Source organism: Candidatus Nanopelagicales bacterium, assembly GCA_028687755.1.
In the GTDB taxonomy this organism is placed as follows: Bacteria; Actinomycetota; Actinomycetes; order S36-B12; family S36-B12; genus UBA11398.
This window is the reverse complement of the sequence record JAQTZL010000002.1, coordinates 378,827-395,350: the sequence shown is the minus strand read 5'-3', so window position 1 is coordinate 395,350 and position 16,524 is coordinate 378,827. Positions and strand designations below refer to the sequence as shown.

Annotated in this window: 16 protein-coding genes; 13 read left to right on the top strand and 3 right to left on the bottom strand. The window is 57.5% G+C overall.

Annotated elements, in window-relative coordinates; translation table 11 throughout:
- Positions 1-39: 39 nt before the first annotated feature.
- From PHN51_05045 to PHN51_05015, 7 genes are all read left to right on the top strand, one after another.
- On the top strand, positions 40-309 hold the full coding sequence (locus PHN51_05045; protein ID MDD2818144.1) for a hypothetical protein: 270 nt from the start codon (positions 40-42) through the stop codon (positions 307-309).
- A gap of 142 nt (positions 310-451) precedes the next feature.
- Positions 452-1,732 (top strand): prolipoprotein diacylglyceryl transferase, encoded by a 1,281-nt coding sequence (locus PHN51_05040; protein MDD2818143.1) that lies wholly within the window; start codon positions 452-454, stop codon positions 1,730-1,732.
- Positions 1,733-1,794: 62 nt separating this feature from the next.
- Positions 1,795-2,382 carry a TlpA disulfide reductase family protein gene (locus tag PHN51_05035; protein ID MDD2818142.1) on the top strand — a complete coding sequence of 196 codons (588 nt, stop codon included), beginning with the start codon at positions 1,795-1,797 and terminating at the stop codon, positions 2,380-2,382.
- Between the two features lie 39 nt (positions 2,383-2,421).
- Positions 2,422-3,162, top strand: a complete 741-nt coding sequence (locus PHN51_05030; GenBank protein MDD2818141.1) for a cytochrome c biogenesis protein CcdA — start codon at positions 2,422-2,424, stop codon at positions 3,160-3,162.
- A 203-nt stretch (positions 3,163-3,365) separates the two neighbouring features.
- Positions 3,366-3,572 carry a hypothetical protein gene (locus tag PHN51_05025; GenBank protein ID MDD2818140.1) on the top strand — a complete coding sequence of 69 codons (207 nt, stop codon included), beginning with the start codon at positions 3,366-3,368 and terminating at the stop codon, positions 3,570-3,572.
- A gap of 142 nt (positions 3,573-3,714) precedes the next feature.
- Entirely contained in the window at positions 3,715-3,951 is a 237-nt protein-coding gene (locus PHN51_05020; protein MDD2818139.1) for a hypothetical protein, read from the top strand.
- Positions 3,952-4,250: 299 nt separating this feature from the next.
- Positions 4,251-5,699 (top strand): methyltransferase, encoded by a 1,449-nt coding sequence (locus tag PHN51_05015; protein ID MDD2818138.1) that lies wholly within the window; start codon positions 4,251-4,253, stop codon positions 5,697-5,699.
- 557 nt (positions 5,700-6,256) lie between these two features.
- Here PHN51_05015 and PHN51_05010 read toward each other — a convergent pair.
- Together PHN51_05010 and lnt (PHN51_05005) are read right to left on the bottom strand one after the other, a co-directional pair.
- On the bottom strand, positions 6,257-6,880 hold the full coding sequence (locus PHN51_05010) for a DUF305 domain-containing protein (protein MDD2818137.1): 624 nt from the start codon (positions 6,878-6,880) through the stop codon (positions 6,257-6,259).
- 207 nt (positions 6,881-7,087) lie between these two features.
- Positions 7,088-8,578, bottom strand: a complete 1,491-nt coding sequence (lnt, locus tag PHN51_05005) for an apolipoprotein N-acyltransferase (protein ID MDD2818136.1) — start codon at positions 8,576-8,578, stop codon at positions 7,088-7,090.
- A gap of 335 nt (positions 8,579-8,913) precedes the next feature.
- Between lnt (PHN51_05005) and PHN51_05000 the strand changes: the two genes are divergently transcribed.
- The gene (locus tag PHN51_05000; protein ID MDD2818135.1) at positions 8,914-9,987 is read left to right on the top strand and encodes an NlpC/P60 family protein; all 1,074 of its coding nucleotides are present in this window, start codon (positions 8,914-8,916) and stop codon (positions 9,985-9,987) included.
- Positions 9,988-10,042: 55 nt separating this feature from the next.
- Here PHN51_05000 and PHN51_04995 read toward each other — a convergent pair whose 3' ends face one another.
- On the bottom strand, positions 10,043-10,522 hold the full coding sequence (locus PHN51_04995; GenBank protein ID MDD2818134.1) for a DUF305 domain-containing protein: 480 nt from the start codon (positions 10,520-10,522) through the stop codon (positions 10,043-10,045).
- 554 nt (positions 10,523-11,076) lie between these two features.
- Between PHN51_04995 and PHN51_04990 the strand changes: the two genes are divergently transcribed.
- The 5 genes from PHN51_04990 (at position 11,077) to PHN51_04970 (ending at position 16,465) form a co-directional block, all read left to right on the top strand.
- Positions 11,077-11,202 carry a hypothetical protein gene (locus PHN51_04990; protein MDD2818133.1) on the top strand — a complete coding sequence of 42 codons (126 nt, stop codon included), beginning with the start codon at positions 11,077-11,079 and terminating at the stop codon, positions 11,200-11,202.
- The gene (locus tag PHN51_04985) at positions 11,199-11,981 is read left to right on the top strand and encodes a cytochrome c biogenesis protein ResB (GenBank protein MDD2818132.1); all 783 of its coding nucleotides are present in this window, start codon (positions 11,199-11,201) and stop codon (positions 11,979-11,981) included. The genes PHN51_04990 and PHN51_04985 overlap by 4 nt, the downstream gene beginning before the upstream one ends.
- 94 nt (positions 11,982-12,075) lie before the next feature.
- Complete coding sequence (lnt, locus tag PHN51_04980; protein MDD2818131.1) at positions 12,076-13,671, top strand: apolipoprotein N-acyltransferase; 1,596 nt, start codon at positions 12,076-12,078, stop codon at positions 13,669-13,671.
- A gap of 422 nt (positions 13,672-14,093) precedes the next feature.
- The gene (locus PHN51_04975) at positions 14,094-14,507 is read left to right on the top strand and encodes a metalloregulator ArsR/SmtB family transcription factor (GenBank protein ID MDD2818130.1); all 414 of its coding nucleotides are present in this window, start codon (positions 14,094-14,096) and stop codon (positions 14,505-14,507) included.
- Positions 14,504-16,465, top strand: coding sequence for a heavy metal translocating P-type ATPase (locus tag PHN51_04970; protein MDD2818129.1), 1,962 nt, complete (start codon positions 14,504-14,506; stop codon positions 16,463-16,465). The genes PHN51_04975 and PHN51_04970 overlap by 4 nt, the downstream gene beginning before the upstream one ends.
- Positions 16,466-16,524 lie beyond the last annotated feature (59 nt).

The window sequence follows — 16,524 nt, the reverse complement described above, 5'->3', positions numbered from 1 at the left end:
GAAGATCATTCTGGGCGAACTTCCCCTGGCGAGAACACAGTGGAACGCAGCGGCGCAGCGAGATATTGCCCGCAAGAGCCCCAGTTGTATGAACGCCTCACCTGCGACGGGCGCTTCGAACTATTCGCGAGCATCTATGGCCTGGCTCGTGATGGGGCATCACGGGAAGCTGCAGACCTGTGCGAAACCGCTGTCAAACTCAATCTTGCATTGACGCTGCTGGCCGACCCGGGGTTGCTCCTTCTGTACGAGCCGTACGCCGGATGTGACTGGGATACGTACTTGAAGTTTCTGGTACTCGTGGCCTGAATCGAGCCTCGTGGCACGCCTTGCTCATCATCAGCTGCTGCGCGAACTGGAATCTTGACCGAAACTTCATAAAATCAACACAGTGATGACAGCTAAACCCAATGAAAATGTTGCCTCGCGTTAGTACTTCCGGAAAGGCGCTATGGCCAAGCATCGTTCACCACGTGCCGCCTCTTCCAATCCCACTACTCGGATCGGCCGCCAGCAAGCGGGCAGAAAGCCTCCTGTGGAAGATGATCTCGTCGCACAATTCCGCGCCAAATTGGGCGTGCCTCCCGCAGCGAGGGAAGATGTTGTGCCGCGCCGCAGCCCCAGAGTTCTTTCTGAAGAGGAAGTATGGAACGTGCCCGAAGATCGCAAGAAAATGTGGATCACGGACACTTCCTGCGGAGTATTTGAAGATCTTGAACCCCAAGCCTTGGGAGTGTCCCTTGTCTTCGAGACCCCAGAATCAGGACCACCCTTCGACCTGCCCATCTCAATCGTCACGTCTCGAATAGCCGACCCGGGAATGACTCCAGCCCCTGATGAACCAAATCAATTCAGTGTCTCGCACACGCTCAGAGCTATACCCAGTGGGCTTGGTCGTGTCTCCGCGACGGTGCGAATCCCGCAAGCCAATTCGGGACTTTGGCGCGTACGCGCCCAAGCGGAACCTCTCATCGCCCCGATGCAAGCCACTGGCGCTACTGCTTTTCGACCGTTGATCAATGTGTCGGCACCGGGCGTGGTCATCGGCGCCTGGCCTGCGATGGTCGCCATCGGTGCACTCGTGGGTTCGACCTTGCTCGCATGGCTCGCCAGTAGAGCAGGTATTGCAATGATCGACATCGTGTGGCTGGCACTGGTCTCCTGCTTGGCGGGAACCCTTGGTGCCAAGGCGTATTTCCTGGCTGAAGCTCGCACTATGGCTGCCGCACGCAGCGGTGCGGGCATGTGTCTGCAAGGTTTCGTTATCGCTTCGCTGGCGACTTTTGTGATCGGTACTTGGGTGCTCGGCCTCCCAACGCTCGTACTGCTCAATATGGCAACGCCAGGGCTTTTGATCGGGATGGCCTTGGGTCGCTTGGGCTGTTGGGCAGGCGGCTGCTGCACTGGACGACTATCCAGCAGTCGATTCGCACTGTGGTCATCGGATCGAAGCATTGGCGCTCGTCGAATACCAACCCAACTATTGGAAAGCTCAGCGGGATTCATTTTGGCAATCGTGACGCTACTGATGGTGCTGATGAGCACTTCAGTTCCGGGCGCCAGTGTGCTCGCTTTCGGTTTGGGCGCATACATATTCGCTAGGCAAATGCTGTTCCCTCTACGCAGCCAACCTCGAAAGACCAAATTCGGGCGGCTAATTGTGATGACTGTCGCTGCAGCAGCCGCACTCTATGCGTCAGTGATCCTCGTGATCGTAGGTATAAGTTCATGATTTTTCTGGCCCCGAGGCGTTCCGGCATATTGCATTTGGGACTGGTAGTCGGTGTCTCAGTAATGCTCCTTGCCGCCTGCGGGAGAGATGCCCAAGGATCCTTAGGGTCGCCTGCGGGCGACCAGAACTATGTGTCGGCAGATGGCTCAGTGCAGTTGAAGGATCCCAACGCACGCCAATTGGCCCCCGTTATCACGGGCACAACACTGGAAGGGGGCACCTGGTCTATTGAAGATCACCGCGGACACATCATCGTTTTCAATGTCTGGGCTTCGTGGTGTGCTCCGTGTCGGGCCGAGGCGCCCATCTTGAAAAGGATCAGCGAAAAGTATGAGGCATCTGGAGTCGACTTCGTCGGACTCAATATTCGCGATTCCACGGTTTCAGCGATCGCTTTCGAGAAGAAGTTCGGCATCACGTACCCAAGCCTTGTGGATACCGGAGGTGAACTGGTACTGCGCTTCGCAGGTAACCTCAATCCATCGGCGATTCCTTCAACCCTGCTGGTTGACAAACAAGGTCGCGTCGCCGCTTCCATTTTGGGCAAAGTCACCGAAGCAATGTTGACCGGTCTCATCAAGGGGCTACAGAGAGAACCCGATCCAACTCGAAATCCCAGCGCTTCCAGTGCCGCGCCAGATGACGACTAGATCGGCCTGGTCTTCCGTCACACATCTGAATGGAGCATCGTGGGTGAGTTGATTTCCAACGGTGCCTTAATTCCAGCACTTCTTCTCGCGGCTCTGGCTGGTCTGGTGAGTTTCGCATCACCTTGCGTACTGCCGCTAGCTCCCGGCTACATCTCGTACGTGACAGGACTCACCGGGTTCGAGTTGGGCGAGCCCACGCGAAAACGTCGACGAGTCCTGCTTGGCAGCTCACTGTTTGTTCTTGGATTCAGTGCAGTCTTTGTGTCATATGGGTTGGCTTTCGGAGGGCTCGGCTCATTCCTCCTTCAATATCAAATACTTATCGAACGAATCTTAGGTGGACTCGTCATAGTCATGGGATTGGCCTTCCTTGGATTGATGCCAACAAGCCAGCGCGCTTGGCGCGTCCACCGCACGCCGACGTTGGGGCTAGCGGGTGCACCTCTATTGGGTGTCGTCTTTGGGCTGGGATGGACACCCTGTATGGGTCCCACTCTCGCAGTGGTGCAATCACTGGCATTTATCGAAGGCAGCGCTACCCGAGGCGCCGCCTTGTCCCTGGCTTATAGCCTCGGGCTTGGGCTACCCTTCATTGCCCTGGCCTTGGGTTTTAGTCGACTTGCCGGAACATTGAGCTGGATGCGTCGGCATTCCATGTGGATCACGCGCACAGGAGGCATCCTGCTGATAGTCGTAGGAATACTCCTGATCACTGGCTTGTGGACAGAACTGACAATCTGGCTACGAGTGACAATTCCGGGATACACAGCGCCAATCTGAGCGTCAACCAGCGACACTAAGTTAAGCATCACGCTGCTCTACACTTGAAGAAGAGTCCCCGTCAGCATCGGAGTCAACGAAGAGATCCATCAGCCTTACGAAGAACACGGCACCGGATCCGACAATCGAATGAACCACTGCAGCGGTGCCAAAACGGACGCCTAGGTCGAATTTGGAAGCGAGCGTGCGGTTCAGGGCAACGGATGTTGCCAGACGACTACGGCCTAGCCCGGGCAGAATTGGAAGAGACCTGCGCGCTGCCCAACGCCAACACCATCACTGGACAGGTCAAAGTGATGCCCAAAATGAATACCGTTGCGATTGAGAGCCCCAATCCTGCGACGATTGCCGCACAGGTGACCGCCCCTGCTAAAGACACCAGGGTCACTTTCGTTGATATGTTCAATTGAATCCTCACGCGGAGTTGAGGCGACTACTTCTGATTCCCAATACTCCTAGATGTTCGTATCGTTTTGTCTGAATACTCGTCAAGATTCGATGAAGTACACCGACTCCTGCCGAAAGGCGTCGATGGCGATAGGTAGATTCGGCGTGTCAAACGTGCGAGCAAGCCCACGACCACAACTAGACCGCAAGCAAGAGTTGAATCCGCAAAGGAACGACACGGAAACTGGGCGCTTCAATCAACTTTCGCCATTTCTGGAAACGCCAGCTGAAGCCGAACTGAAATCGCGACTCCCCCAAACACTTGAAGTCGGCAATGATTTCGGCGATCACCCGGAGGGATTTGCGGGTGCGAGGGATGTGGACGGCAACTTCACTGTCTAGCCAATGACCGAAATCAAAACTTGATCGAACCTTGATCGAACTTGCGCCAAAGACCTAGCGACTGACACTCACACTGTTTCGCATTGGGGTTACCAATGGGGCTTCAAAGAACCGCGACGCGAAAGGAATTCTCAGGTGCGACTCGCAATGACACGATTCTTATTGAAGGCTAACGTTGTGACCAAGACTGGGACTGGCCCGATTGAATCGGGGCTTGCCATCACTCGTGTCGACGAGGAAGTCAATTCCAAGACATCGTGCTGCGCCTGTCTTGAGGGCATGGGACGGGTGGTCCGCTGATGAGTGCATCTGTGCTGTCCGAGGCCGCCCAACTGGCACTTGCTTCAGACGTCATGTTGGCGGCGGCTGCCGCAACAGTGGTCACCGGTGACGTGTTCGGCGCTGTGATCCATCGTCGAGCGATCCAACCTTGGGTGAGTTGGAAGCAGTCTGTGGTTGCCAGTGCCCACCAAAGCGCCCGGCCGCTATCGCGCGTCTGGGCTTCCTCCGCGAATCGTTTCGCACCCTCGGATGCCCTCGAGGCTGTGGCTCACAGGACTCTGCGTGCCACAGCGATTTTCAGTGGACTGGCATTCGGACTTTTAGGATTGGCGTTCGCCGTGGCTAGCGGACACCTTCTGCCCTCCGTGCCAATAGTGGCTGGGGCGATCATCCTGTCGGCAGCGGCCGCAATTATTGCACTTCCTGGAGCTCGATCTCCTGCTGTTCGCGCGGTCCTCTCACGGAGAGGTATTCCCCTTCTGGCTGCGGCATGTATCCGCGAATTCATTAGCGCTGGAGCGATAGTCATTGTTGTGCTGATCGTGGCTCACACAGCCGGCCTGACGGACATCAGTGCAATGGAGGTGCTGACTATCGCTTTGGTAACGCGGCTCGTCATCGCCGCGGTGCCTGGCGTCAGGGGGTTCGGCCCTGCCGATGTGACATTGGTGGCTGGATTAGAACTTGTGGCAATCCCTTTGCCCGTCGCAGTCGCGGCCGTCCTCATTTGGCGGTCTGGTTCGCTGCTGGTGGCTATCGGCGCTGCAGGAGTTGCGTCCCGAACTGCGCCTGCTGCAATTGATTGGGACAGCCCTGCGCGAGAAGGAGCGGGACGGCAGTTCCATCGTGCCGCTTTCGCGATCATCGGACTGCTACCCGATCAGGCAAGAGATCGAGCGCGCAGCTGGATTTTCGACACCATGTTCGCGCTTTCAACTGACCCTTGGGGCTACCAAGATGCACCATACGAGCAGCGCAAACAAGCGCACTTAATAGCTGCCGTAGACTGCAAAGCACGGGTGATCGTTGAAGTCGGTTGCGCCGACGGACACAATCTGATTGCTCTAGCACAAAGAATGCCTGCTGCTACCATCGTAGGTACAGATGTGTCCGGGGCAGCCGTGCGAATCGCGGCTAACCGGACACGAGAATTGCACAACGTCAGCGTGATCGATGCGTCTGACCGCCAGGCTCTGCATCGCTCACTCCCTGGATCTGTTGACTGCTTCGTACTGGCAGAAGTCCTCTACTACCTTGGAGGCGATTATTCAATGTCACGAAGTTTGGCTCCGCTACGAGAAGTCTTGGCAGTTGATGGCCGGGTCATTATGATCCACGGAAGTGCCGACGCGTTTGAGCTGCACTCGCGAGCGGCAGCAATTCTAGGGCTTCAGATTATCAGCTCAACCAGCGTGGACGATCCCGAACGCCCTTTCGATGTCGCGATCTTGTCGCTCAGCCGCTGAGTTGCCCGCACCATCCAGCGAGGACACCTCATCTGACGAAACGGCCGATGCGATGAGGGCAACAGCGCCGTCTGCCCGTCGAGAACTGCAGCATTCAACGTAAACCACAACAGCGGCGCGTTCGGGTGTTGATGGTGCCCTCGCAGGCAAGCCTCAATCAGCCTTGCTCGTGTATTTCTACGTGCTTGTGGCATACCGCCATCAGGCTTCTTATTGCCTGACCGGAGTAGCGTGCCGCTCCTCCGAGATTGGTAACGATTGTCGCTAGCGGCCCAAATTGGATTTCAGGCTGGAAACTTACCCACTTCGCGAAAGCGAACATGGACAACCACTTTGTTACGCCCTAAGACCCATTGGCATGCTCATATAGCAATTGGCCGCTTTCGCAGCATCGCGGCCACGCGACGCACAGTATTCATCAAAGCCTACGCGAACCCGTGTGGATGCCTACTTAAGAAGCACTCTCACGACCAATCAGCTTCACACAATTGCTTAAGTCACTATTGCGGTCTTTGGCAAGAAGTCCCATTGATTCGCTTGTGAACGCGCCTAAAGCGTCACCCCATGAGTTCTTGCATTGTGGCGATCTCGGCAGATTGTCCTTCAATAACAGCCTGTGCGAGTTCGCGCACGGCAGGGTACGTCGTAGATGAGAGGACTTGGTCTGCCATATCTATCGCGCCTTGGTGATGGGCGATCATCATTTGCAACCACATTTGATCGAAGGCCGAGCCTTTAGCCTGCATCAACTGCGCCATCTCGTCATCGCTCATCATGCCTGAAGCCATCATGCTTGACATATTCCCCATGTCATGTCCTCCCTCGACGCCGGACATGGACATCGGTGCGTCCCAATCCTGCAACCATTGGCTCATCAATGTGATCTCAGGTGACTGCGCAGCCTTGATTTGCTTGGCTAGCGAGAGTACTTCTGGCGTCGACGAGTTGGTGAGTGCAAGATCTGCCATCGCGATGGCCTGCTGATGGTGAGGGATCATCAGTTGAGCAAAGGCTATGTCGTCGCTTGAGCCGACACTTGTGGCTCCCATAGATCCGGAAGTCGCTGCAGATGTTGACTGGTTGTCGCTTGGCATCGAGGATGTGGTAGCGCTACAGCCAACTAGGAGCCCAACCAGGGCCATGGTCGCTCCCCCGACGATCACGCTTCGAGTGTGGTTCATGTATTTCTCCTTCTCGTGAATGTCACTATTAACCAGCGGACGCAACTGTCCGCCGAACCGGCGACCTCACAATTATCGGAGCCCACGAACGCAAAATCGGATTAAAGCCATGAAGATTTGATTAAGGTCCCTGGCGTAGACCCTCGTCCGACTTCGAGATAAGTCGGACTCAAGTGAACCCAAGGCATCCAAAGTTGATGCTTGCCTCTACACCGAATATCCAGTTCCCACGACTTCTGCGGTAAGCATGCGTCGAGCGTGTGTCGCTTTGAGGCGAGCCACTGCTCCAACTACCAGGACGAAGGTTGCCGCCGCGACAATGATCCCCTGCAGCCACACCCCAATCGCTGTGGCTATCGTGAACCCCGATCGAGGTGTCACAGTGTCAACGATTACCCCCGATTCCCCGTCGCCTAAGAATTCGCGGATGGAGCCGTCGACGTCAATGATCGTACTGATGCCGCTAGTTGCGGCCACGATCACCGGTCTGCCGTACTCGACAGCTCGCAATTGTGCAATTGCGACCTGCTGCTGCAACTGCGCGGTGCCCCCATACGTGGCGTTGTTTGTCTGCACCACCAGCAATTGCGCTCCTGAGCGAACCACTTCGCCAACGATTGAGTCGTAGGCAACTTCGAAACAAATGACATCACCGAGAACAATGCCTCCGATGTCAAAGAGCCCTGCCCTTTCGCCCGAAATGAAATCCCTCGGGACGAGCCGGAATCGATCGATCCACGAACCTAGTATTTCTCGCATGGGAATGTATTCCCCAAAAGGAACCGGATGCTGCTTAATGTACCTCTGCGTGGGTCCGACATCGGGAAGCCACAAAATGCCCGAGTTCGCAACACGGGTGGCGTCATTTGGCGCTGCAACCACAGCCCCAACCAAAACTGGCACCCCAACTTCGTCGACAACATCGTCTATCGCATTGCGAGCCATCAAGTCGCTGAATGGATCGATGTCAGTAGCGTTCTCCGGCCAAAGGATCAAGTCGATGTCCGCCCGTTGTAGTGCGGCCAATTGGCGAGTCAGCCGAACGTGATTCGCCAATACGGCCCGACGCTCACCCATTGCCGTCAGGCCGTCGCCGGGCGTCCCACCTTGCACGACGGCGACAGTGACTCTCGCAGCCTGCTCCGGGAGGCCAATGAGCCCAGCGGACGCAATGATGAGCACAGCAATAAGTAAAGCCCCTGGCGCACAAAGGATGACGCTGCGTTCGCCCAGCGCTGCCCGCCGGGCGAACTCACATGTCAAGCACCCGGCAAGGGCTGCCAAGAACGCCAGCCCCGCCGCTCCAACCACAGCAGCGAGCGGCAACAACGGCCCGCTCACCTGTGCGTAGGCAATCCTTCCCCAAGGAAAGCCGCCAAGTGGAACTGCACCCCGCAACGACTCCATCGCTACCCAGAGGCAAGCAACAAGGACTGGCCACCATCGAAGTCGCTGAGCGAGTGACTGTGCCATAAATAGTCCTGCCCACCAAAGCACATTGACGAGCGACAAAGCGACCCATGCATCAGTGCCCACAACCCGCATCCACACGAGCAAGGGTCCAAAGAATGCCGCACCGGCGAGCGCACCACACAGCGCCGAGCATCGAAGGTTTGCACGAAAAGTCGATGCAGCTAAGAAGGCAATACTCAGAATCGATGCCCACCACCAGCCGAGAGGCGGGAATGCACTAGTCATGAGAACACCGCCGAGTAGCGCTGCGGCCCATCTGGCAACTCGCGGAGTGGTCCGGCTATTCAAGCAGGAGTTTTCATTCTTCAAGGCCACGCCCCAGATCGAAAGGACTCGCATTATCGCCCCTGAGCCCTGTACGACGGATGCAAGCACCAATAGATCGAATCTGACGTCTACTCGGATATCACTCAACGAGTTCGAATTCCACAATAGGCAGCCGCATCTACCGTAGATTGATTGTGAACTTGGACACCATGCCTACCGGCTGGTAACGAACTTGATGGAATCTTGATCTTCCCACGCCGGAATCACTTCTGAACAGAAGGCATCATGGCTTGATGCGCACTAAGAGATTTGTTGTAGTCGGCGCGATGGCTCTCAGTCTATGCGTGTCGGTATTGCCCAGTTCTGTAGCAGCACCCGAGGCAAACTTAGAGCAGGTCCAGGCCAAAGTGCGTGATCTCCAGATGCAGGCGGCAGAAGCTTCCGAGCGCGCAAAAGGAGCCCAACAGCGCCTCACAAGCATCTCGGCACGCATTGAGTCTGTCGGGGCACGCGCTGCGCGTGAACAACGGGATTTTCGCTTGGCTTCCGAGACAATTGAGGACATGGCAAGAAATGTCTACATGAGTGGAGGACCAGATTCCACGCTGCAAGTCCTGATGGCCGATGATCCCGTTGCTTTCCTGAGTCAAGCATCAGTATTGGCTCAACTGCAGCAACGACAAGTAGATGAAATACGCCGTATGCAAACAACCGGACTTCGCGTAGCTCAGACACAAGCAGAACTTGCTGGCCAGAAGAAGATCGCCCAAGATGTCCGGAACGAAAAGGCTGCCGCGCAAAGCGAATTCGAATCTCGCCTTACTCAAGCCCAGAATGTACTTGCTGGCCTGCAATTGGAGGATCAACGACGCCTCGCCCAAATTGAGAGGAAAAAGCGCGCAGAGAGTCTTGCCGCCGCCCGATCGCTTCAGAAGGCACAGACTTCGCGCAATGGTCAGGACTCATCATCGACTGTACAAGGCAATGGCGGGGCAACCGGTAGTCGACGTGCTCAACTCGCAGTGAAGTACGCACTCGCCCAAGTTGGAGACCCATACTCGTTCAGCGCCAATCCGCCCACTTCTTGGGATTGCTCCAAATTGACCACGGCAGCTTGGGGACAAACTGGAATTGGACTCACCCCCCTCAGCTATACGCAATGGGACCAAACCAAACGCGTCCCCGTCAGCGATATCCGACCTGGTGATCTGGTGTTCTATTTCGGTTTAGGAGCCCACCACGTGGCTATGTACGTGGGCAACGGCAAGATGGTAAGTGCCTCCAACCCATCTGATGGCGTGGAGGTTATTGATTTTCTTGGCCCTTGGTACCGGGAAAGGTTCAGCGGCGTAGGCCGAGTCATCTAGATCGTCATTGGTGTGCGGTCCAGTGCTTCGCATTTGTGAGCGCGGCTGGTGCGAATCACTGGGACAAGAGTTCTTGCATCGTGGCGATCTCTGCGGTCTGTCCCTCAATGACCTTTCGAGCGAGATCGCGCACGTCTGGGTTCGTCGTGGACTCGAGCACTTGGTCTGCCATCACGATGGCGCTTTGGTGGTGTGCGATCATCATTTGCAACCACATCGGATCAAAAGCCGAGCCTTTTGACTTCAACAGTAGTGATAGTTCCTCGTCGCTCATCATGCCTGAAGACCTCGGGTCTGCCATGTTGCCCATGTCATGTCCTGGCGGGCTGCTGGGCGGCAAAATCGGTGCGTCCCAATCGGTCAACCATTGAGCCATCATGGCGATCTCGAGTGACTGCGCGGCTTTGATTTGCTTGGCCAGTAAGCGAACTTCAGATGTCGAGGCTTTCGCCAGAGCCAGATCTGCCATGGTCATGGCTTGCTGATGGTGGCAGATCATCTGCTGCGCAAAGGCAATGTCATTATCTGATCCCACGCTTGCCGAATCGGTTTGGCCAGAAGATGCAGTAGAACTTGATTGGCTGTCAATCGGCGCCGAGGAGGTGGACCCGCTACAGCCCGCCAGCAGCCCAACCAGAGCGACAGCGGCTCCTCCAACTATCAAGCTACGAGTGATCCTCATGCGCTGCGGGCTTGCATCACTTGCTCAAGGGCTGAACACGCTTCGAGGATGTCGAGCCGATGTAGGTCATCCCACGAGTCGCAGGGAAACGGCCTCAGCAAGACGAGCGCACTGCCTGTATTCCGGCCGAAGCCATCTCCGTACCAGCCCTCATCGAGGGCCTCCCCATGTCGGTGGGCCGAACTGTCGCGCACATGCCTAGTCTGCCTCCGCGGCGCATCAGTACGCACGCAAATTGATGAAGGTTTGGTCAAGACAGTTCGCTCGTCGTCTTGATCAAACCTTCATGAATTCTCGCGCCGAGCAATACCAAGCCAGTCAAGAATGACGATTAGGGGTCAGGTTGCACTTGCGCAGCGATACCAGCCATCGAATGATCATCAGGACCATTCGAAAATCTCCAAATCATGCGCACGTCGAATTTTGAGGATGAGGACATCGGTGCTCTTGCTGATGATCTCGCCCTCGTTGAACAGGCACTTGTCGCCGACGGGCAGGCGCTACGCCCAGCTCCATCAAAGGAGGAATCATGAATCCTGAGTCCCTGGCTCAGATGAGCAATGTGGCGATCTATTCGTCGATGCTCACCCTGGCAATGGCGATGGTCGCCTTTGCTGCCTCCTTTGCCAGTGGCAAGCGGCGTCTCGTGGCGGTGACGGCCGCCGCCACGATGAGTGCTGGCGGTACTGCTGTGCTCACCAAGTCCGACGCCAAGCCCCTGCAGGAGCCCGGCGTAGTGAAGGTCCCCGACTCCACGCCACAACTTGGGATCCAGGGCTTGTTCCTGCCGACTGCAGCTTTGGATGCAGTGCGGGGGCCGTACTCAAGCTTTCCAGCTCCTGACGATCCCGCCGTATTTATGTCGGCTTGGAAGGGCGATCTGGGTTTGGACTCTGGAGCGCCCCAGAGCGTCTACCGGCTCGTGAAGGACCAGATGAAGCAGATTGGTCTGAAGCAACTCAAGCTTGGCCAAAGCTGGGAGCTGCCGGATGGCTCAGGCGCCGTGAGCTTCGAAGGCTACGAGCGCTGGGCCTCCTTCCAGATCGCCTCCGATCCTGGCAAGGAGATCGCGTTGTTCTCCGCTGCCGCTGCCATTGTCGGCCTGACGATGTCCCTGTTCATTCGTCGCCGGCGGGTATGGGTGAAGGTCGTGCTGAAGGATGGCGATTTCGTTCTCCAACTTGCTGGAATTATGAGCACCTCCACTTTCGAGGATAAGGACATCGGCGTGCTTGCTGAGGATCTCGACCTTGTCGAGCAGGCCCTGGAATCCGCCGGCCAGGTGCACTCACCAGATGCATCCGAGAAGTGATCGTGAATCCAGAGACAATGGCACGGCCGAGTAGTTCTCGTTCATGCTCGCAATCACGTCTGCCTTCGCCCGTGGACGGAGGCGAACTGCCTTGATGTCGACGGGTTTGTTTGGCTCGCTTATTCCGCGTCACGGCAATCAATCTGATACTTCCCAGACTCGCAAACGTCAGGTGAACCCACGCCTCGCGCTTTTGCTGTGGCGCCCGCTCGCCGCTTTGGGAGGGGGCTTGGCGATGGCATGTGCGTTTCCACCACTTGCTTGGTGGTGGATCGCTCCAATCGCGGTCTTGCTTTGCGTTCTCTCTACTCGCAAGGTCCGACCACTATGGGCTGCAACTTATGGAGCAATTGCAGGAGTGGCGTTCTTCGGTCCTCTCCTCTCATGGATGAGTGTGGTCGGCATTGATGCCTGGATTTCACTTACTGCCATCTGCAGTGCATGGTGGATAGGTCTATTCGTCGCCCAATCATTTGCTCAAAGGTTTGTCTGGTGGCCAGTCGTTGTTCCCGCGTTGTGGGTTGCCAGTGAGGCCATCCGCGGAGCGATCCCACTGGGCGGGTTTCCGTGGGGCCGGTTGGCCTTCTCACAAGCCGGCGGCCCACTGTTGCCCTTGAACTCAATCGTTGGTCCGGCCGGCCTCGCCTACGCCTTGGCTTTTGTCGCCTGCGCCGTTGTGTACCTGCTCCTGGACAGACGCAGTAGACCACCTTGGGCAACGACAATGGTTGTCGCCATCGGCTCAGTGTCGCTGTCCACACTCCTAGCATTTGGCTACGTCGCCAGCAATGCTGCCAGCACCCAAAATCAGGTCACTATTGCGGTCGTACAGGGCGGCGTGCCAGGTGTCGGCCTCTCAGCAATGGGCGAAAAACGGGCCGTCCTGGCGAATCACACGCAATTGACCCGAACCGGATTGCGCTCGCGCCCTGAAATTGACTTTGTCGTATGGCCGGAGAACTCCACGGACATCGATCCGTTCAGGGATCCCTTGGCCCGACGTCAGATCGACGAAGCAGCTCGCACTGTCGGCACGCCGATTCTCGTCGGCGCTGTTGTCGATGCGCCCAATGATCCATCGCGTGTAGCCAACTCTGGAATCGTTTGGGATCCGGCTACAGGGCCGGGTGCGAGATATGTAAAGCGTCATCCCGTGCCGTTTGGCGAGTTCATCCCTTTCCGCTCGCTTCTCGGAAGTCTCCTTGACCGCTTTCGGCTCGTGCCCCGTGACTTCATTGCTGGTGACGCTCCCGGAGTACTTGAAATCGCAGGCACCACGGTGGGTGACGTCATCTGCTTCGAAGTTGCCTACGACTCAATCGTGCGAGATGTGGTCATCGCAGGCGCCCAGGTGATTGTCGTGCAAACGAACAATGCCACCTACGCGGGCACCGCCCAATTGCAGCAGCAGGTCGCAATGTCACAGGTCCGCGCTGTTGAACATGGGCGATCGGTAGTCGTGGCTGCGACGAGTGGCATCAGCGCAGTGATCAATCCGAATGGCTCGATCCGAACGAGCATTGCGGCGAACGAATCCGGAGTGCTTGTCGAACGCATCGCGTTGTCCAAACAACAGACGTTGGCCACTGCTTGGGCCCCTCGCATCGAATGGCTCCTTGTGGGCTTCGCCGCGGCATCCCTTGCTTGTATCGGTCTGTCGCGGTTGCGTCGGCAGCGCAGTCGGAGTTGAGCAATTCGATCTACGCAGCCTATCGATCCTCGATATGTCCACACGCCTGGCGAAGAGAGTATCCGCCCTCAAATGGGCGACCTGACCGAAAGCCAATGGGGATGCGAGACACGAAATCGACTCGGGCTGCTTATCGGAGTCTTCGAACTCGCATATTGCTTGCCGCGCGTGACCGGCGTAGTGGTACGAATGTCGCTCATCAAGGCTTCCAGTCATACGTTCCAAGGCGAGTTGCTCGCTGGGGCCGGTATGGGGAGTAATCATCCTGGTTCAATGTGCGTTCTTGAGAATCAGGCCATCACGAAACGTACGTCCACTTGGCAGGACTGCCTCGGTGAGCAGACTTCGCTCAGCGGCATGCTCAACCCTCGGCCATAAGTTCTCTGTTTTGATGAATCGTCCAATGATGGTATTATCGCTATATGACGATGATACCTCTGGCGTTCGATGCGCTTCCCGAGTTGGATGCGCCATCGAAGGAAGAAAGTTCGCTGGCTGTCGCTGCTGCGTTATTTCGTAGTTTGGGCGACCCTGCCCGACTCACGATCCTGAGTCATCTTGTGCTTGGAGAGCACAACGTGCGCGACCTGACCGGGCACCTGGGACTGGCGCAGTCGACGGTGTCGGCGCACTTACGCTGCCTGCTGGAATGCGGCATGGTCACCGTGCGTGTGCAAGGACGGTCCTCGATGTATTCCTTGAAGGCTGATGCGCAGATCTTGGACCTCCTTAGCGCCGCCGAGCGACTACTTGCGGTCACTGGTAACGCCGTCACCTTGTGCCCGCGCTATGGCCCCATCGCAAACTTGAACGCGCAGTCGCAGGCACAGCTATGAGCCAGGCATGCGGTTGTGACGACGACGAACCGCGTCGACAGGAGGATGGGGGCGACCAGGCGCCGGAGAAGCTCTGGCAAATCAGCGAGATCAGGTTCGCGGCCATATCCGGCTTGCTCCTCTTGGGAGCATGGATAACCAATCTGGTTGACGGCGCATCGTGGATCGTCCACCTTCTTGAGGCGCTGGCGCTGCTGGCGGGCGCCTACACGTTCGTGCCTTCAACGCTGCGGCGCCTTGTCAAGGGCAAGATCGGCGTGGGTACGTTGATGACGATTGCGGCAGTCGGTGCCGTCCTGTTGGGCGAGATCGGCGAAGCAGCGATGCTCGCCTTCTTGTTCTCAATTAGTGAAGGCCTGGAAGAGTACTCCGTGGCGCGGACTCGGCACGGTCTGCGCGCGCTGCTGAACCTAGTGCCAGACGAGGCGACCGTTATCCGTGACGGTGTCGAGTTGGTGATCAACTCGGGTGAACTGCGCGTCGGCGATTCGATGCTGGTGAAGCCCGGGGAACGGCTGGCCAGTGACGGGATCATCCGCGCCGGTCGCACGGCCCTGGACGTGTCGGCGATCACCGGTGAGTCCGTGCCGGTCGAAGCAGCCGAGGGCGACGAGGTATTCGCCGGGTCCATCAACGGCACCGGCACTCTGACAGTTGGCGTCACCGCGTCGGCGGAGGACAACTCACTGGCCAGGATCGTGAAGATCGTCGAAGAGGAGCAAACCCGCAAGGGAGCCAGTCAACGCTTGGCAGACACCATCGCCAAGCCGCTAGTGCCGGCGGTGATGGCTATGGCTGCCCTCATAGCGATCGTTGGGAGCATCGCTGGCGATCCGCAATTGTGGATCGAGCGGGCCTTGGTGGTGCTCGTGGCGGCCTCGCCCTGCGCCTTGGCGATTGCGGTACCAGTCACTGTGTTCGCTGCGATCGGCGCTGCAAGCAAAATGGGCGTACTGATCAAGGGCGGCGCAGCACTAGAAACTTTGGGAACTATTCGTACCGTTGCGCTGGATAAAACCGGCACGCTCACCCGCAACCGGCCTGAGGTCATCGAAGTCGTCGCGACCGGCGACGCCACTTCTGAGCAGGTCATTGACGTCGCTGCTGCTTTGGAGTCGCGTAGTGAGCACCCACTCGCGCGGGCGATCCTCGCCTCGGCTGCGATCGTGCGACCAGCCGACGAAGTTGCGGCGGTGCCAGGAGCCGGAATCACCGGCGTACGTGATGGTCACAAATTGCGACTAGGCCGACCCGGATGGATCGAATCCGAGCACCTGGGCGATGTCATCCACCGTATGCAACACGAAGGTGCCACTGCAGTGTTGGTCGAAAGCGACGGACAACTAATCGGCGCCATCGCCGTGCGCGACGAGCTCCGACCAGAAAGCGCAGATGTCATCGCGACACTCAGACGCGACGGATACCAAATCGCCATGCTTACTGGGGACAACCTCGCCACCGCGACGGCTTTGGCCCGTGAAGCGGGAATCGACATCGTCCACGCGGACCTGCGACCAGAGGACAAAGCTGCAGCAGTGCGGCAGTTCACCGCCCAGAATCCAACGGCGATGGTAGGCGACGGCGTCAACGATGCCCCGGCACTAGCCACCGCAGACCTCGGCATCGCGATGGGGGCCATGGGCACCGACGTCGCCATCGAAACGGCCGACGTCGCCCTCATGGGCGAAGACCTTCGGCACCTGCCTCAAGTATTTGCGCACGCGAGACGCGCGCGAAGAATCATGCTGCAGAACGTAGGCCTCTCACTTGCCCTGATCACAATCCTGATCCCCATCGCGTTGTTCGGCGTCCTGGGCCTTGCCGCCGTCGTGTTGGTACACGAACTCGCCGAAGTCGTGGTCATCGCCAACGGTGTACGAGCAGGCAGAGCACGCGGACTGATGCATGCGCAAGCCGCGACACCGTCCCTCCAACAAGCCACAAGAGCGCACCAATGATACCCCGCGAGGAAAACCACAGCCTCTCGTGGCTTGCTCGGCGAACTGATCGGTGGAAG

Coding starts and splice junctions, on each gene's coding strand:
- PHN51_05025 (MDD2818140.1), top strand. CDS start 3,366: ATGTTGCCAGACGACTACGGCCTAGCCCGGGCAGAATTGGAAGAGACC.
- PHN51_05000 (MDD2818135.1), top strand. CDS start 8,914: ATGCGCACTAAGAGATTTGTTGTAGTCGGCGCGATGGCTCTCAGTCTA.
- PHN51_04985 (MDD2818132.1), top strand. CDS start 11,199: ATGAATCCTGAGTCCCTGGCTCAGATGAGCAATGTGGCGATCTATTCG.
- PHN51_04975 (MDD2818130.1), top strand. CDS start 14,094: ATGACGATGATACCTCTGGCGTTCGATGCGCTTCCCGAGTTGGATGCG.
- PHN51_05040 (MDD2818143.1), top strand. CDS start 452: ATGGCCAAGCATCGTTCACCACGTGCCGCCTCTTCCAATCCCACTACT.
- PHN51_04970 (MDD2818129.1), top strand. CDS start 14,504: ATGAGCCAGGCATGCGGTTGTGACGACGACGAACCGCGTCGACAGGAG.
- PHN51_04990 (MDD2818133.1), top strand. CDS start 11,077: ATGCGCACGTCGAATTTTGAGGATGAGGACATCGGTGCTCTTGCTGAT.
- lnt (MDD2818136.1), bottom strand. CDS start 8,578: ATGACTAGTGCATTCCCGCCTCTCGGCTGGTGGTGGGCATCGATTCTG.
- PHN51_05035 (MDD2818142.1), top strand. CDS start 1,795: ATGCTCCTTGCCGCCTGCGGGAGAGATGCCCAAGGATCCTTAGGGTCG.
- PHN51_05010 (MDD2818137.1), bottom strand. CDS start 6,880: ATGAACCACACTCGAAGCGTGATCGTCGGGGGAGCGACCATGGCCCTG.
- PHN51_05015 (MDD2818138.1), top strand. CDS start 4,251: ATGAGTGCATCTGTGCTGTCCGAGGCCGCCCAACTGGCACTTGCTTCA.
- lnt (MDD2818131.1), top strand. CDS start 12,076: ATGTCGACGGGTTTGTTTGGCTCGCTTATTCCGCGTCACGGCAATCAA.